This is a genomic window from Streptomyces silaceus (assembly GCF_001419745.1).
GTDB classification, from domain to species: domain Bacteria; phylum Actinomycetota; class Actinomycetes; order Streptomycetales; family Streptomycetaceae; genus Streptomyces; species Streptomyces silaceus.
Window position 1 is genome coordinate 1 of the sequence record NZ_LIRJ01000040.1, and the last position, 22258, is coordinate 22258.

Genomic DNA, 22258 nt, shown 5'->3' on the forward strand with positions numbered 1-22258 from the left:
CTCTCTGCTTCCGGTCGCGGAGCGGTCCGGGCTCTGTAAAAAATGTACAGGACGGACGTTTCTCGGGGAGTGGGAGAAGTGAGGTGTGCCGCCGTGCGGGGCCCGCACACCCTCTTCGGGCGATGAGGGACGACGCGGGGGAGTGGGCGATGGCCGTGCACGGCGGCGCTCCCGTGCCGATCTGCCACACCAGGGCCGCCAACCGCGCCTCCCGCGCGGTGGCTCGGGCCCTCGGCCTCGCCCTGCCGGGCTGGATCTGGGCCGTGCGCTGAGCCGGCATCCCCGGAGGGCGGGCGGCGGCTCGCCCCGGCGGCCCCGGAAGGACGGCGTCTAAGCTGGAGGCATGGCCTACGAGATTCCGGTGACGCAAGCCCGCGCAGAACTCGCGGAGCTGATCAACCGCGTCGTCTACGGCGGCGAACGGGTCGTGGTCACCCGCCACGGCAAGCCGCTCGTGGCGCTCGTGTCCGCCGCCGACCTGGAGCGCCTCGAACAGCTCGCGGACGCGGAGCGGGAGCGGACCGTCAGTACGGTCACCTCGATCGGCTCCGTGTCGTCCGCGCCGTCCGAGCCGCGGCGCTTCGGCATAGCGGCCGAGCACCGGGGGCCCAACGCGACGTAACGCGGGAGTCGTTGGCGCCCCGGCGGCGCACGCGCACATGGCCGTACGTCCCCGTCCGCTACAGCGGGGGCGTACGGCCGTTCCTGTACGGCGCGGACCGGCGGGCGTCAGCCGACCGGCGCCGGCTCCGGATGCGCGGCAGCGGCCTGCGGGGTGGGCGCGGGCCGCCCGCGGCGGGCACCGAGCAGCACCGCGGCGAGGCCGGCCACGGCCCAGACGCCGAGGGTCAGGGCCGGGCCCCCGGCCCCCGCGCCGTCGAAGAAGGACACCGAGCGCAGCAGCGAGCCCCCGGCTCCCGGTGGCAGCAACTGGCCGAGGAATCCGACCGGTTCGGGCAGCAGCTGCGGCGCTGAGGTCACGCCGGAGAACGGGTTGCCGAGCAGCACCATCAAGAGCGCGCCCACTCCGATGCCCGCCGGTCCCAGCAGCGCCGCGAGCCCGGCGACGGCGCCGCCCACCGCGAGGGTGGCGAGACTCAGCACCCCTGCTTCCGCCCACCAGTTGCCGGTCAGTACGCCCAGCCAGCTGTGCGTGAGCGCGGCCGCGACGACGCCGACGAGCGCGGCGGCGACGAGCAGCGTCAGTACCGCGCGCACGCCGCGCAGCCCGCGCACCGTGACGAGCGCGCCGGCCGCGACGCCCGCCATGGCCAGCGGCAGCACGCTCGACCCGAGCGCGGCGCCCCGGGGGTCGGCAGCGGGCGCCGGCACCACGTCGACCACCGGCACGGCGGCGCCCTCGGGAGCCTGCTTCTGGACGGCCTGCCGCAGCAGCTGCGCGACGACCGGGCTCGCGGCCGTCGCGGTGAGGAGCTTGGGCCCCCGGGGCGTGGCGACGACCGCGCCGTACACGCTCCGGTCCTCGACGGCGTCCCTGGCCGCGGCCTCGTCCGCGTACCGGTGGATCTCGAACGCGCCGTCGTGCTGCTGGAGTTGACGGCTGATCGGCTCCGCGGCGGCGGCCGGTCCGGCGACGCCGAGGGGCAGGTCGCGGGGGGCGGTGCGGGTCGCGGGCCAGGCGAAGGCCCAGAGCGCGAAGGTCACGAGCACGGGGACCAGGACGGCCACCATCACCATGCGGGGGCCCTGGGCGGGCGCGCCGGTGGACGGTGTGGACATGGGGTTCTTCCTCCAGGGAGAGGGGAGGTCGCTTTATAGAGAAGGATCGTTCGTTTTACGTGTGGGCCCACTGTCCTGCGGTGCGGCACGCTTGTCAAGAATGAATGTTCGTTTTACGTTGAGGGCATGGCCCGCGTATCCCAAGAACACCTCGACGCACGTCGTCGGCAGATCCTCGACGGCGCCGCGCTGTGCTTCGCGCGCAACGGCTTCCACGCCACGTCCATGCAGGACGTGCTGAAGGAGGTGGGCCTGTCGGCGGGCGCGGTCTACCGCTACTTCCGCGGCAAGGACGAGCTGATCGCCGCCATCGTCGCCGAGGTGCTCACCGACATCAGCGGGATCTTCGAGGCGGCGGCCCGGCAGAGTCCGCCGCCCCCGCCGGACGTCCTGGTGGGCAAGGTGCTCTCCGAGGTCCTCGATCTGCGGCCCGGCATGCGGGAGGGCCCGCGGACGTACTTCCCGCGGCTGATGATCCAGGTGTGGACGGAGACTCTCCGCAACGACGAGCTCTCGGCCCTCATGGCGGACATCTACGTCAAGGTGCGCGCGGCGTGGGTGAAGATCGTGACGGGCTATCAGGAGGCGGGCATGATGCGCGCCGACATCCCCGCCGACCATGTCGCGCGGACGATGATCGCGGCGGCGCAGGGGTTCGCCGCGCAGTACGCGCTCTTCGACGAGGTGCCCGTGGGGGCCCTCCAGGACGGTCTACGGGCACTGATGAGTATGGCGCAGACCAGCTGATGGTCATGAGCCGGTCAATGGCTGGTTAACCTCGTTGAAACTCCTCCCAACTACCCTCCCGTGCCACGCCACCAGCGGATTTTGTATCCGGGGTGCGCAAGATCGCGCATCTTCGCTGTGTGTTACATCTATATCCGTCGCGGTGGCCGCGGCAACCGGACCCCGCACGGTTCGGAGCGAGGACTGTGAGGTGGGACGCGTGCAACTGACCCCGCACGAGCAGGAGAGACTGCTCATCCATGTGGCCGCGGATGTGGCCGAGAAGCGAAGGGCGCGGGGGCTGCTGCTCAATCACCCCGAAGCGATCGCCCTCATCACCTCCCACATCCTCGAAGGCGCCCGGGACGGCCGCACCGTCGCCGAGCTCATGTCGTCGGGCCGGAAGATCCTCACCCGCGACGACGTCATGGAGGGCATCCCCGAGATGATCCACGACGTCCAGGTCGAGGCCACCTTCCCGGACGGCACGAAGCTCGTCACCGTCCACGATCCGATCGTCTGACGGGAGTTCGCGCCTCATGCATGCCGCAACGCACGGCACGGGTCAGGGGATGATCCCCGGAGAGATCCTCTTCGCGGACGAGCCCGTCTCCTTCAACGAGGGCCGCGAGGTCACCCGCCTCACCGTCCTCAACGCCGCCGACCGCCCCGTCCAGGTCGGCTCCCACTACCACTTCGCCGAGGCCAACCCGGGTCTGGACTTCGACCGCGGCGCCGCACACGGAAAGCGGCTCAACATCGCCGCCGGGACCGCCGTGCGCTTCGAGCCCGGAATCCCCGTCGACGTCGAACTCGTCCCGCTGGCCGGCAAGCGCATCGTGCCCGGTCTGCGCGGCCAGACCGGAGGTGCCCTCGATGCCTGAGCTGTCCCGTGCCGCGTACGCCGATCTGTTCGGCCCCACGACGGGCGACCGGATCCGGCTCGCCGACACCGATCTGCTGATCGAGATCGAGGAGGACCGCTCCGGCGGCCCCGGACGCTCCGGCGACGAGTCGGTGTTCGGCGGCGGCAAGGTCATCCGCGAGTCGATGGGCCAGGCCCGCACCACGCGCGCCGAGGGCGCCCCCGACACCGTGATCACCGGCGCGGTGATCATCGACCACTGGGGGATCGTCAAGGCCGACATCGGCATCCGCGACGGCCGTATCACCGGCATCGGCAAGTCCGGCAACCCGGACACGATGGACGGCGTCCACCCCGACCTCGTCATCGGTCCCGAGACCGAGATCATCGCGGGCAACGGCAAGATCGTCACCGCGGGCGGCATCGACACCCACATCCACTTCATCTCGCCGACCATCGTCGACGAGGCGCTGGCCTCCGGCGTCACCACGCTCTTCGGCGGCGGCACCGGGCCCGCCGAGGGCAGCAAGGCGACCACCATCACCCCCGGCGCCTGGCACCTCGCGCGGATGTTCGCCGCGCTGGAGTCGAGCCCGGTCAACGTGGGCTTCCTCGGCAAGGGCAACACCGTCAACGCCGAGTCGATGCACGCCCAGCTGCGCGCCGGCGCCGTCAGCTTCAAGATCCACGAGGACTGGGGCGCGACGCCCGCCACCATCGACGCCTGCCTGAACGTCTGCGAGGAGACCGGCGCCCAACTCGCCGTCCACACGGACACGCTGAACGAGGCCGGCTTCGTCGACGCCACCTTCGACGCGGTCGCGGGCCGGACCCTGCACGCCTTCCACGTCGAGGGCGCGGGCGGCGGGCACGCCCCCGACATGATCACGGCGGTCTCGCTGCCCAACATGCTGCCGAGTTCGACCAACCCGACCCGGCCGCACACCGTCAACACCGTCGAGGAGCACCTCGACATGCTGATGGTCTGCCACCATCTCAACCCCGCCGTGCCCGAGGACCTGGCCTTCGCCGAGTCCCGCATCCGGCCCACCACGATCGGGGCCGAGGACATCCTGCACGACCTCGGCGCCATCTCGATCATGTCCTCCGACTCCCAGGCCATGGGCCGCATCGGCGAAGTGATCATGCGTACGTGGCAGACCGCGCACGTGATGAAGCGGCGCCGAGGGTTCCTGCCGGGGGACATCCGCGCCGACAACCACCGCGCCCGCCGCTACGTCGCCAAATACACGATCAACGCGGCCGTCGCCCAGGGCATCGAGCACGAGCTCGGTTCGGTCGAGAGCGGCAAGCTCGCCGACCTGGTGCTGTGGGAACCGGCGTTCTTCGGCGTCAAGCCGCAGGTGGTGCTCAAGGGCGGACAGATCGCGTACGCGCAGATGGGCGATGCCAACGCCTCCATCCCGACCCCGCAGCCGGTCCTGCCGCGCCGCATGTACGGCGCGCACGGCAGGGCCCCCGCGCTGAACTCGATCAACTTCGTGACCCAGTCGGCCCTGGACGACGGGCTGCCCGAACGCCTGGGCCTGGAGAAGCAGTTCACCGCGATCCGTTCCACGCGCGGCCGCACCAAGGCCGACATGCGCGAGAACGACGCGCTGCCCCGGGTCGAGGTCGCCCCCGACAGCTTCGCCGTCACCATCGACGGTGAACTCGTCGAGCCGTCGCCCGCCGCCGAACTGCCGCTCGCGCAGCGGTACTTCCTGTTCTGACGGCACGACGAACCTGGCGACGACACCCATGTCCCGAGCAGCACTACTCGTTCTGGCCGACGGCCGCTTCCCCGCCGGCGGGCACGCCCACTCCGGCGGGGCCGAAGAGGCCGTCAAGGCGGGCCGCATCACCGGGGCCGCGAGTCTGGAGGTCTTCTGCCGGGGACGGCTGCACACCTCCGGGCTCGTGTCGGCCGCCCTCGCGGCGGCCGCCGCCCTCGGCGCCGACCCGGTCGCCCTGGACACGGCGGCCGACGCGCGCACCCCGTCGCCCGCGCTGCGCACCGCGGCGCGGCGGCTCGGACGGCAGATGATGCGGGCCGCCCGCGCCACCTGGCCGCACCCCGAACTCGACGCGCTGGCACGGCGGTTCCCCAAGGGCGCGCATCAGCCCGTCGTCCTCGGGCTCACCGCCCGCGCCGCCGGGCTCGGACCCGAGGACGCCGCGTACTGCTCGGCGTACGAAGCGGTCAGCGGACCGGCGACCGCCACCGTGCGGCTGCTCAGTCTCGACCCCTTCGACGCCACGGCGGTCCTGGCCCGGCTCGCCCCGGACCTCGACCACGTGGCACTCCGGGCGGCCGACGCCGCGCGGCGCGTGGCCGACGAGGGCGTCGACGCGCTGCCCGCGGCCTCCGCGCCGCTCCTGGAGATCGGCGCGGAGGCGCACGCCGCCTGGCCCGTACGCCTCTTCGCGTCCTAGCGCCCACGCCCCGGGACGCCCCTGCCGGGCGTCCCGCGACCAGGCGCCCGCACAGACCACTCGCACCACCGGCACCACCATGAAGGAGCAGCATCATGCACCTCGACCACTCCCACGACGGCCCCGCCGCCGTCTCCGCCGACGCCCACCGCCCCGACGGAACCCGCCGCGCGGTGCGCATCGGGCTCGGCGGGCCCGTAGGCTCCGGCAAGACCGCGACCGTCGCCGCGCTCTGCCGCGCGCTGCGCGACGAACTCTCGCTCGCCGTCGTCACGAACGACATCTACACCCGTGAGGACGCCGACTTCCTGCTGCGCGAGGCCGTCCTGCCGCCCGAGCGCATCACCGCCGTCGAGACCGGCGCCTGCCCGCACACCGCGATCCGCGACGACATCTCCGCCAACCTGGAGGCCGTGGAGGACCTGGAGGACGAGGTCGGGCCGCTCGACCTGATCCTCGTCGAGTCCGGCGGCGACAACCTCACGGCCACCTTCTCCAAGGGCCTCGTCGACGCACAGATCTTCGTCATCGACGTGGCGGGCGGCGACGACATCCCGCGCAAGGGCGGCCCCGGCGTCACCACCGCCGACCTTCTCGTCGTCAACAAGACCGACCTCGCCCCGCACGTCGGCTCCGACCTCGCCCGGATGGCCGCCGACGCGAAGGCGTCGCGCGCCGAACTCCCGGTCATCTTCCAGTCGTTGAGGTCCGAGGAGGGTGTCGGCCCGGTCGCCGCCTGGGTGCGCGAGCAGTACGCCGCTTGGACCGCGTCGGCGTGACGATGGACCTCGCCCCTCGGGGCGCCGGCGAAACGAGGGGCATCTACCGTCAGGGCAGCGCGGGCGTCCGCGCCACCGCCCGCGTCGAGGCGCGTGCGGACAAGGGGGGCCGGACCGCGCTGCCCGTGCTGGACGGCGAGGGGCCGCTCGCGCTGCGCCGCACGCGCTCGACCACGGGCGCCGCGCGCGTCACGCTGGTCGGCGCGATGAGCGGTCCCCTCGGCGGCGACCGGCTCACCGTCGAGGCCGCCGTCCACGAGGGGGCGGCGCTGCACATCGGCTCCGCGGCGGCCACCATGGCGCTGCCCGGCCAGAGCGAGGCGGCGGCGCACTACGACGTGCGTCTGAGCGTGGCCGACGACGCCGAACTGCACTGGCTGCCCGAGCAGTTGATCTCGGTGCACGGCAGCGACCTGCGCGTCACCACCCGCGCCGACCTCGCCGAGGGCGCGCGCCTGGTGCTGCGCGAGGAGCAGGCGCTGGGCCGCACGGGTGAACCCCCGGGCCGCCTCACCAGCCGCCTCACCGTCCGTCGCGCCGGCCGTCTCCTCCTCGACCAGGAACTGGCCTGCGGCCCCGGCGCCCCCGGTGGCTGGGACGGCCCCGCCGTCCTGGGCGGACACCGTGCGGTGGGGCAGCTCGTCGTCGTGCGACCGGAGTTCGAGGACGTCAAACCGTCGGCGGCCCCCGTCGGGGAGTGGGCCGCCCTGACGCCCCTGGCGGGCCCCGGCGTCCTGGTCACGGCGGTGGCCCCGGACGCCCTCCAGGTGCGCCGGGCCCTGGACGAGGCCCTGCACCGGCTGGCGTGAATCGCCGCCGCGGCGCGGCCGGCCGCGCCGCGGCGACCGGTCAGGTGCTGCCACCGCCGGTTCGGGCCGTCCGCAGGGCCAGCCAGTCGTCCTCCGCGGCATAGTCGAACAGATCGCCCAAGGGGCCGTCCGCCATCTTCGGGAAGGCCTCGCGCCAGTCGTCACGACCCGCGAGCCGCGCGGCGAGCCAGTCCACCGTCTCCTTGAGGCTGTCCGCGTACGTCGTCACGGCGCGGTAGCCCAGTTCACGCTCCGCCGCCGACATGTCGTACACCACCGGGTGTCCCGTGGACCACGGCGTGTCCCCGACGTTCGGCGCCGGCGGCGCGCCCGGCACCGTCACCGTCTCCGTCGCGACCCCCATCACGGCGTCGATGGCCGCCCCGATCTCCGCGACCGTGGGCGCCTCGGGATCGCCCGCGTTGAGGACCCGCGACCCGGGCCGGGCCGCGGCGAGCCGCACCAGCTCGGCGAGGTTGTGGACGCTCACCGGATGGAAGCGGCTGCCCCCGCCGTGGGCGAGGACGCGCGTGCGCCGCCCGTCCAGGTTCCGCTTCACGAAGTACAGCTCGCGGGAGGCGTGGCAGTGCGGCCCGTGGATCGCTCCCGCGCGCAGGAGCGTCACCGGCAGCCGCTCGCCGAGCGCCAGCAGCCCGCGCTCCAGCGCGATCTTGCGGGTGCCGTACGTCGAGTCGCCCGGCGCCACCGTGCGCTGGCTCTCCGGGAGCGGCACCGGGTACCGGGGAAATCCGTCGGGCTCTTCCTGGGTGTCGAAACTGCGGCCCCACTCGTCCTCGTAGACGGCGCCACTGGAGAGGACCACGGCCGACCCGATCCGGTCGGCGAGGGCCTCGTACTGCCGGGCGTGCGCCGCCGTGAACGCCACCATGTCGACCACGAGGTCCACGCCGTCGCCGACCGCCTCGGCGAGCGCCGCGTCGTCCTCGCGGTCCAGCCGTACCGTACGCACGTCGCCGGGCCACGCCGCGTCGCGGCCCGCACCCCGCGACGCCGCCGTCACCGCCCAGCCGTCCTCGGCGAGCGCCTTCACCGTCACGCGCCCGGTCTGCCCTGTCGCACCGATCACCATCGCGTTCTTCATGATCGGACCGTACGTTCCGGCGGCCGGGCGGGACAGACGATCTGCTCTCGGCAGAGGCCGGCAACCCGGGCCTCGGCGGACACGTCGCCACGGCAGCGGGCCGGCGCTTCAGCTCAGCGGCATCCTCGGGAACTTCCGCTGGTCCTTGGCGCCCGCCTCGGCGCGCTCGGCCTCCTCCGCCTTCACGACGGCCGCGTACTTGTCGACGTACTCCTGGCCGGAGAGCCCGAGGATCGCGTACATGATCTCGTCGGTGACGGCCCGCAGGACCGCCTTCTCGTTGTCCATGCCGACGTAGCGGGAGAAGTCGAGGGGCTCGCCGAAACGAATCGTCACGCGCTTGAGGTTCGGGACCTTCTGGCCGGGCGGCTGTGCCTCGAACGTGCCGATCATCGCGCACGGCACCACCGGCACCTGGGCCTTGAGCGCCATCGCGGCGACGCCGACCTTGCCCTTGTACAGCCGGCCGTCGTGCGACCGGGTGCCCTCCGGATAGATGCCGAGCAGCTCGCCCTTGCGCAGCACGCCGAGGCCCTCACGGATCGCCGCCTGGCCCGCCTCCTTGCCGGAGCGGTCCACGGGGATCTGTCCCGCGCTGCGGAAGAAGGCGGCCGTCAGCCGGCCCTTGATGCCGGGGCCCGTGAAGTACTCGGCCTTCGCGAGGAAGGTGATGCGGCGTTTGATGATCGCGGGCATCAGGAAGTGGTCGGAGAACGACAGGTGATTGCCCGCGACGATCGCCGCGCCGCTCTCCGGCACATGCTCCAGGCCCTCGATTCTGGGCCGGAACATCAGCCGGAGCAGCGGGCCGAGGATCACGTGCTTCAGCAGTAGATAGAACATGGCGGCCGCCTTCCCCGTGGACCAGGTGCCGACGCACAGTAGCCAATCGAGCGCGCGTACGCGAGAGCCCGTTCGGGCCCTTGCGTGCGCCCCAGCGGGGGAACGGACGGCGTGGCGGCTCGCCCCGCGGCACGGACGGGGGTGCTCTGGCCTCTTCCCGATGTCACCGTCCGTTCCCGGAGGTCACCGATGCGCCCGCTCACCGTCACAGCCGCCGCCCTGCTCGCGCTCGCCGCCGTGGCGCCCGCCGCCCACGCCGCGCAGGAGATCCCCACCCCGCAGCGCGGCCTCTTCCTCACCGTCTCGGGATCGGACAACACCTGGATCCGCGGCGTGCTGCTGCACTGCGAGCCCGAGCCCTCGGGGCACCACCCCCAGGCGGCCAAGGCCTGCGAGGCGCTCGCCGAGGCCGGGGGAGACCTCGACGCGCTCCCCGAGGACCCGCACGCGTGCACGAAGGAGTTCGACCCGGTCACGGTCAGCGTGACGGGGACCTACCAGGGCCGGACGATCGGCTGGCACAAGACGTACCCCAACGCCTGCACGATGGACGCGGACACCGGGTACGTCTTCCGGTTCTGAGCCGCGGGGCCCTCCGTGCCGGGCCGGGTCACCCGCTCACGTGGCGCGCGACAGCACCATCGCCAGCGTGATCAGGCCCAGCACGACCCAGCCGAACCACAGCCAGCCGTTGCTTCCGAGTGCCACTGTGTAGGCCGTCACCATCACCAGGCCTCCGATGGTGAACCCACCCATGGTCTTCGTGGAACCGGGCATCGCTCAGCCTCCTCCCGGCAGCCCTGTGCGCCCACGCGCCGCGGCTGCGGTCCGAGGTCCATCGTCCCCCGTGACGCCCGGTTGCCGCTAGCGTCCGCGTGCGGCCAGTGAGGCCAGATAGGCGTTGTACTCCTCGAGCTCCTTGTCCCCGTCGCGGTCCGCGGCGCGGTCCTTGCGCCGGGCCTCGCGCTCCTCGGACTTGCGCCACTGGAACAGCAGCGCCACCAGGACCACCACGGAGGGGATCTCGCTGAACGCCCAGGCGATGCCGCCCGCCGCCTCCTGGTCCTGGAGGGCGTCGATGCCGAGCGAGGCGGGCGGATGCATGTACGTGCCGATCATCGGCTGCGTCGCCATCATCAGCGCGATGCCGAAGAACGCGTGGAACGGCATGCCCGCGAAAAGCTCCAGCATCCGCATCACGTAACCGGGCCGGTGCGGACCCGGGTCCACGCCCATGATCGGCCAGAAAAAGACCAGGCCGACGGCGAGGAAGTGGACCATCATCCCGATGTGGCCCGCCTTGGAGCCCATCAGCGTGTCGAAGAGCGGCGTGAAGTACAGCGCGTACAGGCTCGCGATGAACAGCGGGATCGTGAACGCGGGGTGCGTGATGATCCGCATGTACCGGCTGTGCAGCAGCCACAGGAGCCACTCGCGCGGCCCCTTGCTGCCGCGAGCCGCCACGGGCAGCGCGCGCAGCGCCAGCGTGATCGGCGCGCCGAGCAGCAGCAGGATCGGCGACAGCATGCTGATCACCATGTGCTGCACCATGTGCACGCTGAACATGACCATGCCGTAGTCGTTCAGCTTGGTGCACATCACGAGCAGGACGGTGAGGACGCCGAGCACGAAGGAGACCGTGCGGCCCACCGGCCACTTGTCACCGCGCCGCACGAGCCGGGCCACGCCCCACCCGTACAGGGCGAGGGCCACCAGGCAGCCGATGAGGAAGAAGGGGTCGGCCGAGGGTTCCAGGCCTCGCCCCAGCGTGAACGGCGGCAGATCCATGTTCATGCCGTGCCCGCTGTGATCCATCCAGTGGCTCCTGATTCGTGCGGATTGTGCGACGTGTTCGGCACCAGAGTAGAACCGCCCCCGGCCGCTGACGCGACCGGGGGCAGGTAGTTCAACAGGTGATGAGTTGGGCTACAGCACGCACTCCGCCTCGGCGTACCGCTCGTCCGGCACCGTCTTCAGCGTCGCGACCGCCTCGGCGAGCGGCACCATCGTGATGTCGGTGCCGCGCAGCGCGGTCATCCTGCCGAACTCGCCCCGGTGCACGGCCTCGACGGCGTGCCAGCCGAACCGGGTCGCGAGCACCCGGTCGTACGCGGTGGGCGTGCCGCCGCGCTGGACGTGCCCGAGGATGACGGGACGCGCCTCCTTGCCGAGGCGCTCCTCCAGTTCGAGGGAGAGCTGCCGGGCGATGCCGGCGAAGCGCTCGTGGCCGTAGACGTCCTTGCCGCCCTCGTCGAACTCCATGGAACCCTCGCGGGGCTTGGCGCCCTCGGCGGCCACGACGATCGCGAACTTCTTGCCCGCGGAGAAGCGCTCGCCGACCTTCTTGGCCAGCTCCTCGATGTCGAAGGGCCGCTCGGGGACGACGATGGCGTGCGCGCCGGCCGCCATGCCGGAGTGCAGGGCGATCCAGCCCGTGTGCCGGCCCATCACCTCGACGATGAGCACCCGCTGGTGCGACTCGGCGGTCGTCTTGAGGCGGTCGAGCGCCTCCGTCGCGACACCGACGGCGGTGTCGAAGCCGAAGGTGACGTCGGTGACCGCGATGTCGTTGTCGATGGTCTTGGGCACCCCGACGATGGGCAGGCCCGCGTCCGACAGGAGCCGGGCCGCCTTCAGCGTGCCCTCGCCGCCGATCGGGATGATCGCGTCGAGACCGAGCTCGGCGACGTGCCCCCTGGCGCGCTCCACGCCGTCCCGCAGATGGGCGGGCTGGACGCGCGAGGAGCCGAGAATCGTTCCGCCGCGGGCGAGGATGCCGCCCACCGCGTCGAGGTCGAGCTTGCGGTAGTCGCACTCCAGGAGGCCTTTCCAGCCGTCGTGGAAGCCGATGACCTCGTCGCCGTGGTCCGCCACCGCGCGGTGCACGACGGATCGGATGACGGCGTTCAGACCGGGGCAGTCGCCGCCGGAGGTCAGGACACCAATGCGCATAGCCCGGAATACCTTTGCAACGTGGGCCGAAGACCGGACCACGTCGTCCGGCGGGGTTCCCGCCACACCCTATAGGCGCCGGGGGGCGGGACCGCATCAGGCGTCCGAGGGCTGGACGCCCCCGCTCACATGTGCGGGCGGGGCGTCAACCGGGCCCTCGGGCCGGGGTGTTACGCGGGCTGCTGGGCGGCGTTGATCCGCTCGTTGCGCAGCGCCTCGTACCACCGGTCGTCCGTCGGCGGCAGCGCGTTCACGTCGAGGGCCAGCTTGAGCAGCAGGTCCGCGATGAGCGGGTTGCGGGCCAGGACCGGGCCGTGCATGTACGTACCGAACACCGTGCCGTTGTACGCGCCCTCGGTGCCGTCGCCCGTGCCGTTGCCCCGGCCGAGCTGGACGCGGGCGAAGGGGCGGGCGGAGGGACCCACGTGCGTGACGCCCTGGTGGTTCTCGAACCCGGTCAGCTGGGGCAGGCCCAGCTGCGGGTCGATGTCGGCGAGCACGTCGCCGACGCACCGCTCGCCCTCGCCGCGCGTGGAGACCACGTCGAGCAGGCCGAGGCCGGGCTCGCGCTGACCGAGGTCGTTGATGAACTCGTTGCCGAGGATCTGGTAGCCGGCGCAGACCGAGAAGACGATCGCGCCGTTGCCCACGGCGCGCTGCAGGCCGCCGTCGCGGCGCAGCCGCTCGGCCGCGAGGCGCTGCGGGCGGTCCTCGCCGCCGCCGATGAGATAGATGTCACCGGAGGTGGGCACCGGCTGGTCGCTGCGTACGTCGTAGCGCTCGACCTGGAGGCCGCGCTGGCGGGCGCGGCGCTCCACGACGAGGGCGTTGCCCTGGTCTCCGTACGTGCTCAGGAGGTCGGGGTAGACCCAGACCAGACGCAGGCTGTTGTCGCTCATGCTCATTGTCCTTACCCGGGGTCAGTTGCCGACGCGGCGGCGCAGGTCCTGGAACGCGGTGTAGTTCGCGATGGTCTCGATGCGTCCCGGCGGGGCGAGCTGCACCGCCTCGTCGACGGACTCGCAGACCCGGAAGTCCAGGCCCGCGACCTCCAGACGCACGGCGAGGTCCAGCTTGCGGTCGCCGAGGACGAAGATCGGGTGACCGGCCAGGCGGGTGTAGTCGACGTCCCACAGCCAGGAGGTGTCCGTGCCGTCCGCGCCGCGGGCGTTCACGGAAAGGATCACCGGGGTCGGCGGCGGGTCGATCAGCGAAAACGTTTCGAGCCAGCCGGCCGGGTTCTTCGCCAGCAGCAGGCGCAGGTCGCGGCCCTGGAACTGCACGACGTCGTAGCGTCCGGCGACGGCCTGCACCTGGTACATGCGCTCCAGGGCGACCTGCGGCGGCACGCCGAAGACGGCGGCGACGGCGGCCGAGGAGGCGGCGTTGGCCTTGTTGGCGCGGCCGGGGAGCTGGAGGTGGATCGGCCAGGCCGAGCCGTGCGGGTCCAGGACGTGGTCGCCGGAGAGCACCCAGCTGGGCGCGGGGCGGCGGAAGCCGCACTCGCCGCAGAACCAGTCGTCCCCGGGGCGCTGCATGACGCCGCCGCAGGACGGGCACGACCAGGCGTCGTCCTTCCACTCCTGGCCGGCGGCCACCCACACCACGTTCGGCGAGGAGGAGGCGGCCCAGACGACCAGCGGGTCGTCGGCGTTGGCGATGACGACGGCCTTGGAGCCGGCCAGGCCCTCGCGCCACTTCTCGGCGAGCATGCGGGTCTCCGCGGCGCGGTCCAGCTGGTCGCGCGAGAGGTTGAGCAGCGCGATCGCCTTCGGGTCGACGTCACGGGCGACGCCCGCGAGGTACTTCTCGTCGACCTCGATCACGCCGAACTTCGCGTCGGAGCCGCCGGCCAGGGCCGAGGTGATTCCGGCGGGCATGTTCGCCCCGAGGGCGTTCGAGACGACCGGGCCGCTGGCCCGCAGTGCCTCCGCGATGAGACGCGTGGTGGTCGTCTTGCCGTTCGTGGCCGACACGAGGACCACGTCCAGGTGCTGGGCGAGCCGTCCGAGCAGTTCGGGGTCGAGCTTGAGCGCGACCTTGCCGCCGATCACCGATCCGCTGCCGCGGCCCGCCGCGCGCGACACCGCCGCGGCCGCCTTGCCCGCCGTCACGGCCAGCTTGGCCCGCGGCGACAGCGGGTCCGTGTTGCCTGACATCTGTCGAGATCCTCCTTGCGTACGGCGCCGCGCCTGCCCCCGGCATCGTTTCGCTGCTCAGCCTATCGAGATCCACTGGCAAGCCCGAATCACGGCACCACCTCGATGCCGCTCGCTCACCTGGACCGTACTCTTGCCGCCATGCGACACGGCTCGATCCCGGGCGCCTCGGGGCGCGTACGACCTCTGACCCTGCTCGGTGACCCCGTGCTGCACACACCCTGCGAGGAGGTCACCGACTTCGGCCCCGAACTGGCGGACCTGGTCGAGGACATGTTCGCGACCATGTACGCCGCGAACGGCGTGGGGCTCGCCGCGAACCAGATCGGCGTGGGCCGGCGGGTGTTCGTGTATGACTGCCCCGACGACGAGGACGTCCGCCATCTCGGGTACGTGGTCAACCCGCGGCTCGTCGAGGCGGACGGCGTGACGGTGCGCGGCCCCGAGGGCTGTCTGTCGCTGCCCGGCCTGGAGGCGCTCACGCCGCGCTTCGACCACGCGGTGGTCGAGGGGGTCGATCTGCGCGGCGAGCCCGTGCGGGTGCACGGGACCGGCTGGTTCGCGCGCTGCCTCCAGCACGAGTGCGACCACGTGGACGGCGGGGTCTACACCGACCGCGTCACGGGCTGGCGGCGGCGCAGGGTGCTGCGGGCCGCCGCCAGGGCCTCCTGGAACGCCTGAGCGCCCTCTGAGGCGCCCGGGATCAGAAGCCGGGGCCGCCGACGCGGTTGCCCGCCGCCGCCAGCCGGCCCCACAGGAGGTCGGCGAGGCTGCGCACCAACTGCGCGCGCGGGCAGGGCCGTTCGCCGAGCCACCAGTCGCCGGCCGCGTGCATCATGCCGACGATGCCGTGGCCCCAGACACGGGCGAGTTCGGCGCTCTCCGGGCCGAGGTCGACGCGCTCCTCGATGACCTCGGCGAGCTCCTCGCCGAGGCGGCGGAGCAGGGGCGCGGAGTGCAGTCCGACGTCGAAGCCCTGCTCTCCGGGGGAGGGGGATTCCGACGGATGCATGAGGAAGCGGTAGACCTGCGGGCGTGCCTCGATCGCCGCGAGATAGGTGTCGAGCGTCGCCTCGACCCGCTCCCTGCGTTCGGCGGGGGCGTCGAGCGCGGCGCGCAGCGCTTCGAGCAGCGCGTCGGTGTGGCGCTTGGCGAGCGCCGCGTACAGGCCGCCCTTGTCGCCGAAGTGGCGGTACAGGATCGGCTTGGTGATGCCCGCTTCCGCGGCGATGGCGTTCATCGAGGCACCGGGGCCGTCGCGGAGGACCACCCTGTCCGCGGCCTCGAGCAGTTCCCGACGCCGGTGCTCGGCGGACCGCTGCTGATCGGTCCGCTGCGTGGTCTCCATGGCTTCTCCCCGCCCGTGGTGATTCGGTGACGCACGCGCAACGTAACACCCGGGGACGTGTGCGCATCGAACGGGCTGCCGGGAGTTGACATGGACTACTGGCCAGTAACAGACTGCGGTTACCGCAAGTAACGCCGCAGTTGATCGCAGGTCCTGGAGGGGTCATGGCCGAGTTCACCATGGAGCTCAACGACGAACAGAAGGAGGTCCGGGACTGGCTCCACGGGTTCGCCGCGGACGTGATCCGCCCCGCGGCCGCCGAATGGGACGAGCGCGAGGAGACTCCCTGGCCCATCATCCAGGAAGCGGCGAAGCTCGGGATCTACTCCCTCGATTTCTACGCCCAGCAGTTCTTCGACCCCTCGGGCCTCGGCATCCCGATGGCGACCGAGGAGATCTTCTGGGGCGACGCCGGCATCGGTCTGTCCATCATGGGCACCGGCCTGGCCGCCGTGGGCGTGCTCGCCAACGGCACCGAGGAGCAGATCGGCACCTGGATCCCGCAGATGTACGGCGACGTGAACGACGTGAAGGTCGCCGCCTTCTGCTCCTCCGAGCCGGACGCCGGTTCCGACGTGGCGGCCATGCGGACGCGTGCCGTGTACGACGAGGCCAAGGACGAGTGGGTCCTCAACGGCACCAAGACCTGGGCGACCAACGGCGGCATAGCCAACGTCCACGTCGTCGTCGCGGTCGTCGACCCGGAGCTCGGCTCCAAGGGCCACGCCTCCTTCATCGTGCCGCCGAACACGCCGGGCCTGTCCCAGGGGCAGAAGTTCAAGAAGCACGGCATCCGCGCCTCGCACACCGCCGAGGTGGTCCTGGAGGACGTACGCGTCCCCGGTCACTGCCTGCTCGGCGGCAAGGACAAGCTGGACGAGCGGCTGGCCCGTGCCCGGGAGCGCGCCAAGTCGGGCGGCGAGCGCGTGAAGAACGCCGCGATGGCCACGTTCGAGGCGTCCCGCCCGGCGGTCGGCGCGATGGCCGTGGGCACCGCCCGCGCCGCGTACGAGGAGGCCCTGGAGTACGCCAAGACGCGCACGCAGTTCGGCCGCCCGATCATCGACAACCAGGGCGTCGCCTTCCAGCTCGCCGACATGCGCACCCAGATCGACGCGGCCCGCCTCCTGGTGTGGCGCGCCTCCTGGATGGCCACCACGGGCAAGAAGTTCGAGTCGGCCGAGGGTTCGATGTCGAAGCTGTACGCGAGCGAGGTCGCTAAGAAGGTCACCGCGCAGGCCGTCCAGATCCTCGGCGGCAACGGCTTCACCCGCGAGTACCCGGTGGAGCGCATGCACCGCGACGCCGCGATCTACACCATCTTCGAGGGCACGAGCGAGATCCAGCGCCTGGTCATCGCCCGCACCCTCTCGGGCATGCCGATCCGCTGACCCACCCGGTCCCCGGCGACCGATGTTGCACGTGAAACATCCGCTTTTGCCGCTTTGGCGGCAGGGGCGGATGTCGTGTGTCACACCTTCATGTGCGCCAGGGCGCCACGTACCCCTCCCGGAGGGGCCCGCCGAGAACCCCGAGCACCTGCTCGGCGGCCAGGGCAAGACCAGCGGGATCGGCGCGCTCGGCGACGGCCCGGTGGCCCTCCAGGAGTGCTTTGCCGAGCACGGGGTCCGCGCCGAGCAGCCTGCGCGGCAGCCACTTGCCGACGCCGGTCCAGCCACCGTGGTGGGCGATCAGGAGCTGCGCCGCCTCGCGCAGGGTGAAGTCGGCGAGCGCCAGTTGCTCGTGGCGTTCGGTCGGTGGCGCGTCGGCGAGGTCGTCCATGTAGCAGGTGAGGACGTAGCGCCCGCGGTCCCACTCCGCCGGGGCGAGCGGGGGCGGGCCCGCGGCGAGCGCCGCTCGCGCCTGTGCGCGTACGGAGGCGACGAGGCCGTGCGGGTCGGCCAGGGTCAGGCCCTGGTCGTAGAGGAAGAGGATGGTGCCCCGGCGCAGGAGGCGGTCCCTTTCGAAGTGTTCGGGGACGTCCTCCAGGGTGTGCAGGAAGAGCTCGGCCGGACGGCCGTCGTGGCGGACGACCTCGCGTCGGCTCGGCTCCCCTTCCGGGAGGAGCACGGCCACGTCCAGGTCGCTGCTCTCGGTGGCCCGGCCCTGGGCCGCTGATCCGCCGAGTACGGCGCCCAGGGCGCGGGGGAAGCGTTCCTCGACCAGGGCTGAGGCCTGGAGTCGGGCCCGGTCGGAGGGGGTGGTGGGGGCGTTCATCGGTTGTCAGCGGGTCACGCGGATCAGGGTCTGCCCCTGGCGGTCGAAGCTCTCCCGGATGCGTGCCTGCGTCTCGGGGCCGGCCTGTTCCTGCCGCGTCTGCTCTGCCACGTGCTCTCCGTCCGCCAGGGAAACGTGCCGATGGCGATCATCATGGCATTGGCCCCGGCGGCCGCGAATATCGGTTGCGGGCCCTCACCGCGTGCGTGAGGGTTCCGGAGTGAAGCCTTCCCAATGTGCCCTGCTGAGCTGGCAGTTCGAGCTGACCTGGTCCCTCTTCGAGTATCACCTGGAACGCCTGGAGCCCGAGGACTTCCTGTGGGAGCCGGCGGAGCTGTGCTGGACCCTGCGGCCCGACAGTGAAGGGCGCTGGGTGCCGGACTGGGCGGACGAGGAGCCCGACCCGGTGCCGGTGCCCACCATCGCCTGGGTCGGCTGGCACCTCGGCTGGTGGCTGGGCGTGGCGACCGACCACGCGGCCGGCCGCCCGCCGCGCGAACGCGCCGAGATCCTCTGGCCGGGCGAACAGGCCGCGGCCGACTGGCTGCGCCGCGCGCGCGACGACTGGGCGGGCGCCCTGGAACGGCTCACGGACGAGGACCTGGAGTGTCCCGCCACGTTCCCCTGGCGGGACGACCCGCGGTTCACGCTCGCGCACACGGCGGCCTGGGTGAACGCCGAACTGATGAAGAACGTCGCGGAGATCGGCCAGCTGCGGCTGCTGCGGGCCCAGTCCGGGAAGCCGTGAGCCGACTCCGAAGCCGTCCGCGTAGCCGCCTCCAGAGCCGTCTCGGAAGCCCCTTTGGAGCGGCACCGCCTCAGATCAGTTTGTCCTTGTACGCGATGTTGGCGCGCCGGTCGCCCTCGGCCCCCGAGGCGAAGCCGAAGGTCAGGCGCGGACGGTAGCCGCCGGGCCCGGCCGCGTCCGGGACCAGCATGACGTTCATCCCCTCCGGCTCCCGGAAGGCGAGGCTCTTCAGGGCGCGGGTCAGCGCCTTCTCGGTGACGCCGGTGTTGAGGTCGAGGCGGGTGATGTACGTGTTGCCCGTGTCGTCCGCGTTGCCGGGACCACCGTTCTTGTAGGCCTCGCCCTCGTAGATGTACATGAACGAGCCGTAGAGGCAGAAACCCTGCGCCACCGGCGGCTTGTAGAGGCCCGCGCGGTGGGCGAGCGGGGCACCCAGGGGCGAGGACACCGCCGCGTCCAGGTCCCAGACGGCGCACTGCTGAGTGCCGCCGCGGTCGAAGCGCACGAGGACGCGGCGGTGGTGCATGTCGACCACCGGGCGGGGCGAGGTGAGCGTGGCGCCCGTGCCGGGGAGCTTCGCCGGGTCGGGGGTGCGGTCCTTGAAGTCCATGGCGGTGCGGTCGGCCGCGTCGTCCCAGTGGAAGCTCCGGGGCGGCTGCGAGGCGGGCGGGCCCAGGTACTTGATGCGGCAGATCTTCGTACCGAACCCGGTCCTGCCGTCGGCGGCACGTGCGTCGTACTCGATCCAGAGGTAGGGCGGCCGGCCCGCCGCCGTGGGCTCGACGCCGATCTGTGCGCCGTGCCCGAAGCCCCGCAGATACATGCGGCCGATCTTGGTGGCGCCGTCCGCGCTGAGCGCGGTGATGGCGATGTCGCCCTCTTTGAGCCGCGTCGCGTAGGGGACGCCGTCGCCGGGGTTGTACATGACCTGGGCGACGTACCACCGCTTGTTGAGGTGGTCGTAGCCCGCGCTCTGCATGACGGTCGGGCACCAGGTCGGCCGGTGCATGAACACCGGGTCGGAGGGGTCGGCCAGGTCGAAGGCCTGCGACACGGGCAGGCCGAGCGGGGCGGCGCCGGACCCGGCGGGCGGCGCGGGCGCGGCTGCTGACGCCGAGGACGGCTGCGAGGCTCGTGCCGTGCCGCCGAACGGACCCGTCCCGGCCAGGCCCGCGCCGGTGAGCGCGGCGGTGACGGCGGCGCCCGAGCCGAGGCGTATGAGGTCCCTGCGACTGACGTGTTGCCCCATCATCTGCCTTTCTGTGGAGGTGAGTTGAGCCTGATGGGGGTGAGCGTAGGGGCTCGTGGGGCGGGGGTGTACCCGGTGTGCGCGTGAGGCGGGCCGGAATCGCGTGTGAGGGACGACAGGTAAGGGTCAGGCTCGAAGGGCGGTCGTGATGAGAGTCGGCAGGGCAGCTTGCAAGGATGCCTTGCAAGGCCATCTTGCAAGCTGAACTTGCAAGTTTGACTGCCCGTCTCGTACGGTGCGGACATGAGCGGACACCCTGGCGAACCCACTCCCGAGCAGGTCTCCGCCGACCTCGCGAACGTGGTCGGCCGCTTCGTGCGCAGGCTGCGCGGCGCCGCGCCGGACACCGGGCTCAGCCCGTCGCAGCGTTCCGTCCTCGCCCACCTCAGCCGCGAGGGCCCGGCCACGACCGCCGCCCTGGCCCGCGCGGAGCTCGTGCGGCCCCAGTCGATGCGGATGACCGTGGGGGCACTGGAGAGCATGGGCTTCGTCACGCGCACGCCCGACCCGGACGACGGGCGGCAGTCCGTCGTCTCCGTGACGGACGAGGGACGCCGCACGTTCGCCGACATGCACGCGGCCAAGCGCAGCTGGCTCTCGGTGGCCATCGCCGACGAGCTCGACCCGGCGGAGCGCCGCCAGCTGGCCGACGCCGTCGCCCTGTTGGAGCGGTTGGTGCGGAAGTGAGGGCTGTGTCCGTCGCACGGGGTGATCCGGCGGCGGGGGAGCAGCCCGGCTTCGGCGCGCGGCTCACCGCGCCGCTGCTGCTCGGCTCCCTGCTCAACCCGCTCAACACCACGATGATCTCCACCGGCCTGGTGGCGATCGGCCACGACTTCGGCGTCGGCGCCGCCGACACCGTGTGGCTCGTCTCCGTCCTCTATCTCGCGAGCGCCGTCTCCCAGCCCGTGCTCGGCAGACTCGCCGACGGGCTCGGGCCGCGCCGGGTCTTCCTCGCCGGCCTGATGGTCGTCGCCGCCTCGGGCCTCGTCGGGGCGCTCGCCGCCGGCTTCGGGTGGCTGCTCGTCTCGCGGCTGCTGCTCGGCATCGGGACGTCCGCCGCGTACCCGGCCGCGATGGCCGTGCTGCGCGACGAGTCCGCGCGGCTCGGCCGCCCGACCCCGCGCACCGTCCTCGGCCGCCTCTCCTTCGCGGCGCTCGGCAGCGCCGCCGTGGGGCCGACGCTCGGCGGACTCCTCGTCGCCACCGCGGGCTGGCGGGGCATCTTCGCCGTCAACGTGCCGGTGGCGCTCATCGCGTACGCGAGCGCGCTGCGCTGGATCCCCAAGGACGTGCCGCGCGAGGAGCGTGCCGTGGCGGACGGAGAACTCAAGGGCGCACAGGGCGGAGGGAAGACGGCAGGCGCACTCGACCCGCTCGGCATCCTCCTCTTCACCGGCGCCCTCAGCTGTCTCGTCGTCTTCCTGCTCGACCTGCGCCATCCGATGTGGTGGCTGCTCGCCCCCGTCGCCGTGCTCTCCACCGTGCTGACCTGGTGGCAGCTGCGTCACCCCCGGCCCTTCATCGACCTGCGCATGCTGGGCGCCAACCGCGCGCTCGCCCGCACGTATCTGCGGCACGGGGTGAGCTATCTCGTCGTCTACTGCGTGATGTACGGCTTCACGCAGTGGCTGGAGGAGGAGCGCGGCCTCTCCTCGCTGCACACGGGACTCGTCATGCTGCCGATGTCCCTCGCGGCACTGGCCTGCTCACTCCTCGGGGCGCGTACGAAGGGCATCCGCGCGCCCTTGACCGTCGCCGCCGTGCTCCTCGCCGTCGGAAGCGCGCTGCTGTTGTTCACGACGGGGGCCACACCCCTCGCCGTGCTGCTCCTGACGGGGGCGTGCTTCGGCGTCCCGCAGGGGCTCATGGGGACGGCCAATCAGGCGGCCGTGCAGATGTACGCGCCCGCCGAGGCCATCGGATCGGCCGCGGGACTCCAGCGGACCGCCCAGTACCTCGGCGCGATCACGGCCTCCGGTCTCATCGGCCTCGCGTACGGACAGCGGGCCGACGACGCGGGGCTGCACCTCATGGCGGGCGTCGGCGCGGTGCTGGCAGTGGCACTGGTCGGCCTGACGGTGACGGACCGCGCGCTGCGGGCGCGACCGGCAGGGACGCGGACCGGCCGGTGAGCGGCCCGGTTTCTGAGTGGCCCGGTCGCTGGAGGCAACTGCCTCACGAAGCCCGAGGAGCACGACAAGCGCCACAGAAGAAGCACCGCACCACGCCCGATGCACCACACCTCACGCACCACACCCCATGTACCACGCAAGAGAAAGGCA

At 72.2% G+C, this 22258-nt stretch carries 26 protein-coding genes; 15 read left to right on the plus strand and 11 right to left on the minus strand.

Annotation, left to right across the window (positions count from 1 at the left end; genetic code table 11):
* The first annotated feature begins 122 nt into the window (after nucleotides 1–122).
* Both AOK22_RS41305 and AOK22_RS04520 read left to right on the plus strand, forming a co-directional pair.
* Nucleotides 123–272: a hypothetical protein gene (locus AOK22_RS41305; protein WP_157872176.1), complete on the plus strand. Its 150-nt coding sequence runs from the start codon at nucleotides 123–125 to the stop codon at nucleotides 270–272.
* Between the two features lie 71 nt (nucleotides 273–343).
* Nucleotides 344–622 (plus strand): type II toxin-antitoxin system Phd/YefM family antitoxin, encoded by a 279-nt coding sequence (locus tag AOK22_RS04520; RefSeq protein ID WP_055697237.1) that lies wholly within the window; start codon nucleotides 344–346, stop codon nucleotides 620–622.
* A gap of 107 nt (nucleotides 623–729) precedes the next feature.
* Here AOK22_RS04520 and AOK22_RS04525 read toward each other — a convergent pair whose 3' ends face one another.
* The gene (locus tag AOK22_RS04525; RefSeq protein WP_055697238.1) at nucleotides 730–1740 is read right to left on the minus strand and encodes a hypothetical protein; all 1011 of its coding nucleotides are present in this window, start codon (nucleotides 1738–1740) and stop codon (nucleotides 730–732) included.
* Nucleotides 1741–1866: 126 nt separating this feature from the next.
* Between AOK22_RS04525 and AOK22_RS04530 the strand changes: the two genes are divergently transcribed.
* The 7 genes from AOK22_RS04530 to AOK22_RS04560 all read left to right on the plus strand — a co-directional run bounded on the left by AOK22_RS04530 (nucleotide 1867) and on the right by AOK22_RS04560 (nucleotide 7355).
* Nucleotides 1867–2487 (plus strand): TetR/AcrR family transcriptional regulator, encoded by a 621-nt coding sequence (locus tag AOK22_RS04530; RefSeq protein WP_055697239.1) that lies wholly within the window; start codon nucleotides 1867–1869, stop codon nucleotides 2485–2487.
* 199 nt (nucleotides 2488–2686) lie between these two features.
* Entirely contained in the window at nucleotides 2687–2989 is a 303-nt protein-coding gene (locus tag AOK22_RS04535; RefSeq protein ID WP_055697283.1) for an urease subunit gamma, read from the plus strand.
* Between the two features lie 49 nt (nucleotides 2990–3038).
* Entirely contained in the window at nucleotides 3039–3350 is a 312-nt protein-coding gene (locus AOK22_RS04540) for an urease subunit beta (RefSeq protein ID WP_055697240.1), read from the plus strand.
* Complete coding sequence (locus AOK22_RS04545) at nucleotides 3343–5064, plus strand: urease subunit alpha (RefSeq protein ID WP_055697241.1); 1722 nt, start codon at nucleotides 3343–3345, stop codon at nucleotides 5062–5064. The genes AOK22_RS04540 and AOK22_RS04545 overlap by 8 nt, the downstream gene beginning before the upstream one ends.
* Before the next feature lie 28 nt (nucleotides 5065–5092).
* Entirely contained in the window at nucleotides 5093–5767 is a 675-nt protein-coding gene (locus AOK22_RS04550) for an urease accessory protein UreF (protein ID WP_055697242.1), read from the plus strand.
* 95 nt (nucleotides 5768–5862) lie between these two features.
* Complete coding sequence (gene ureG, locus AOK22_RS04555) at nucleotides 5863–6546, plus strand: urease accessory protein UreG (protein ID WP_055697243.1); 684 nt, start codon at nucleotides 5863–5865, stop codon at nucleotides 6544–6546.
* Nucleotides 6547–6548: 2 nt separating this feature from the next.
* Nucleotides 6549–7355, plus strand: coding sequence for an urease accessory protein UreD (locus AOK22_RS04560; RefSeq protein WP_055697284.1), 807 nt, complete (start codon nucleotides 6549–6551; stop codon nucleotides 7353–7355).
* A 40-nt stretch (nucleotides 7356–7395) separates the two neighbouring features.
* Here the strand turns inward: AOK22_RS04560 and AOK22_RS04565 are convergent, their stop codons facing one another.
* Together AOK22_RS04565 and AOK22_RS04570 are read right to left on the minus strand one after the other, a co-directional pair.
* Nucleotides 7396–8445 (minus strand): NAD-dependent epimerase/dehydratase family protein, encoded by a 1050-nt coding sequence (locus AOK22_RS04565; RefSeq protein ID WP_055697285.1) that lies wholly within the window; start codon nucleotides 8443–8445, stop codon nucleotides 7396–7398.
* 120 nt (nucleotides 8446–8565) lie between these two features.
* On the minus strand, nucleotides 8566–9300 hold the full coding sequence (locus tag AOK22_RS04570) for a lysophospholipid acyltransferase family protein (RefSeq protein ID WP_055697244.1): 735 nt from the start codon (nucleotides 9298–9300) through the stop codon (nucleotides 8566–8568).
* A gap of 189 nt (nucleotides 9301–9489) precedes the next feature.
* Here AOK22_RS04570 and AOK22_RS04575 point away from each other — a divergent pair, with 189 nt between their 5' ends.
* Complete coding sequence (locus tag AOK22_RS04575; RefSeq protein ID WP_055697245.1) at nucleotides 9490–9882, plus strand: SSI family serine proteinase inhibitor; 393 nt, start codon at nucleotides 9490–9492, stop codon at nucleotides 9880–9882.
* A gap of 36 nt (nucleotides 9883–9918) precedes the next feature.
* Here AOK22_RS04575 and AOK22_RS41805 read toward each other — a convergent pair whose 3' ends face one another.
* The 5 genes from AOK22_RS41805 to AOK22_RS04595 form a co-directional block, all read right to left on the minus strand.
* Nucleotides 9919–10077, minus strand: a complete 159-nt coding sequence (locus AOK22_RS41805; RefSeq protein ID WP_167357829.1) for a hypothetical protein — start codon at nucleotides 10075–10077, stop codon at nucleotides 9919–9921.
* 87 nt (nucleotides 10078–10164) lie between these two features.
* Nucleotides 10165–11115 carry a cytochrome c oxidase assembly protein gene (locus tag AOK22_RS04580; protein WP_055697246.1) on the minus strand — a complete coding sequence of 317 codons (951 nt, stop codon included), beginning with the start codon at nucleotides 11113–11115 and terminating at the stop codon, nucleotides 10165–10167.
* Nucleotides 11116–11226: 111 nt separating this feature from the next.
* Entirely contained in the window at nucleotides 11227–12252 is a 1026-nt protein-coding gene (locus tag AOK22_RS04585; RefSeq protein ID WP_055697247.1) for a 6-phosphofructokinase, read from the minus strand.
* 170 nt (nucleotides 12253–12422) lie between these two features.
* Nucleotides 12423–13151, minus strand: coding sequence for a type 1 glutamine amidotransferase (locus AOK22_RS04590; protein WP_055697248.1), 729 nt, complete (start codon nucleotides 13149–13151; stop codon nucleotides 12423–12425).
* 21 nt (nucleotides 13152–13172) lie between these two features.
* Nucleotides 13173–14411: a Mur ligase family protein gene (locus AOK22_RS04595; protein WP_055697249.1), complete on the minus strand. Its 1239-nt coding sequence runs from the start codon at nucleotides 14409–14411 to the stop codon at nucleotides 13173–13175.
* A 141-nt stretch (nucleotides 14412–14552) separates the two neighbouring features.
* On the opposite strand from AOK22_RS04595, the gene def reads away from it, so the two are divergent.
* Nucleotides 14553–15092 (plus strand): peptide deformylase, encoded by a 540-nt coding sequence (def, locus tag AOK22_RS04600; protein ID WP_069884497.1) that lies wholly within the window; start codon nucleotides 14553–14555, stop codon nucleotides 15090–15092.
* Between the two features lie 22 nt (nucleotides 15093–15114).
* Here def and AOK22_RS04605 read toward each other — a convergent pair whose 3' ends face one another.
* Nucleotides 15115–15759, minus strand: a complete 645-nt coding sequence (locus AOK22_RS04605) for a TetR/AcrR family transcriptional regulator (RefSeq protein WP_055697251.1) — start codon at nucleotides 15757–15759, stop codon at nucleotides 15115–15117.
* A gap of 164 nt (nucleotides 15760–15923) precedes the next feature.
* On the opposite strand from AOK22_RS04605, the gene AOK22_RS04610 reads away from it, so the two are divergent.
* Nucleotides 15924–17150 carry an acyl-CoA dehydrogenase family protein gene (locus tag AOK22_RS04610; RefSeq protein WP_055697252.1) on the plus strand — a complete coding sequence of 409 codons (1227 nt, stop codon included), beginning with the start codon at nucleotides 15924–15926 and terminating at the stop codon, nucleotides 17148–17150.
* 88 nt (nucleotides 17151–17238) lie between these two features.
* On the opposite strand, the gene AOK22_RS04615 is transcribed toward AOK22_RS04610, so the two are convergent.
* Entirely contained in the window at nucleotides 17239–17976 is a 738-nt protein-coding gene (locus AOK22_RS04615; RefSeq protein ID WP_055697253.1) for a nucleotidyltransferase domain-containing protein, read from the minus strand.
* A 220-nt stretch (nucleotides 17977–18196) separates the two neighbouring features.
* Here AOK22_RS04615 and AOK22_RS04620 point away from each other — a divergent pair, with 220 nt between their 5' ends.
* Nucleotides 18197–18724 (plus strand): DinB family protein, encoded by a 528-nt coding sequence (locus AOK22_RS04620; protein WP_055697254.1) that lies wholly within the window; start codon nucleotides 18197–18199, stop codon nucleotides 18722–18724.
* A 70-nt stretch (nucleotides 18725–18794) separates the two neighbouring features.
* Here AOK22_RS04620 and AOK22_RS04625 read toward each other — a convergent pair whose 3' ends face one another.
* Nucleotides 18795–19976, minus strand: a complete 1182-nt coding sequence (locus AOK22_RS04625; RefSeq protein WP_055697255.1) for a hypothetical protein — start codon at nucleotides 19974–19976, stop codon at nucleotides 18795–18797.
* 240 nt (nucleotides 19977–20216) lie between these two features.
* Here AOK22_RS04625 and AOK22_RS04630 point away from each other — a divergent pair, with 240 nt between their 5' ends.
* Together AOK22_RS04630 and AOK22_RS04635 are read left to right on the plus strand one after the other, a co-directional pair.
* Entirely contained in the window at nucleotides 20217–20660 is a 444-nt protein-coding gene (locus tag AOK22_RS04630) for a MarR family winged helix-turn-helix transcriptional regulator (RefSeq protein ID WP_055697256.1), read from the plus strand.
* 113 nt (nucleotides 20661–20773) lie between these two features.
* Entirely contained in the window at nucleotides 20774–22108 is a 1335-nt protein-coding gene (locus tag AOK22_RS04635) for an MFS transporter (protein WP_107101850.1), read from the plus strand.
* The last annotated feature ends 150 nt before the right edge of the window (nucleotides 22109–22258 follow it).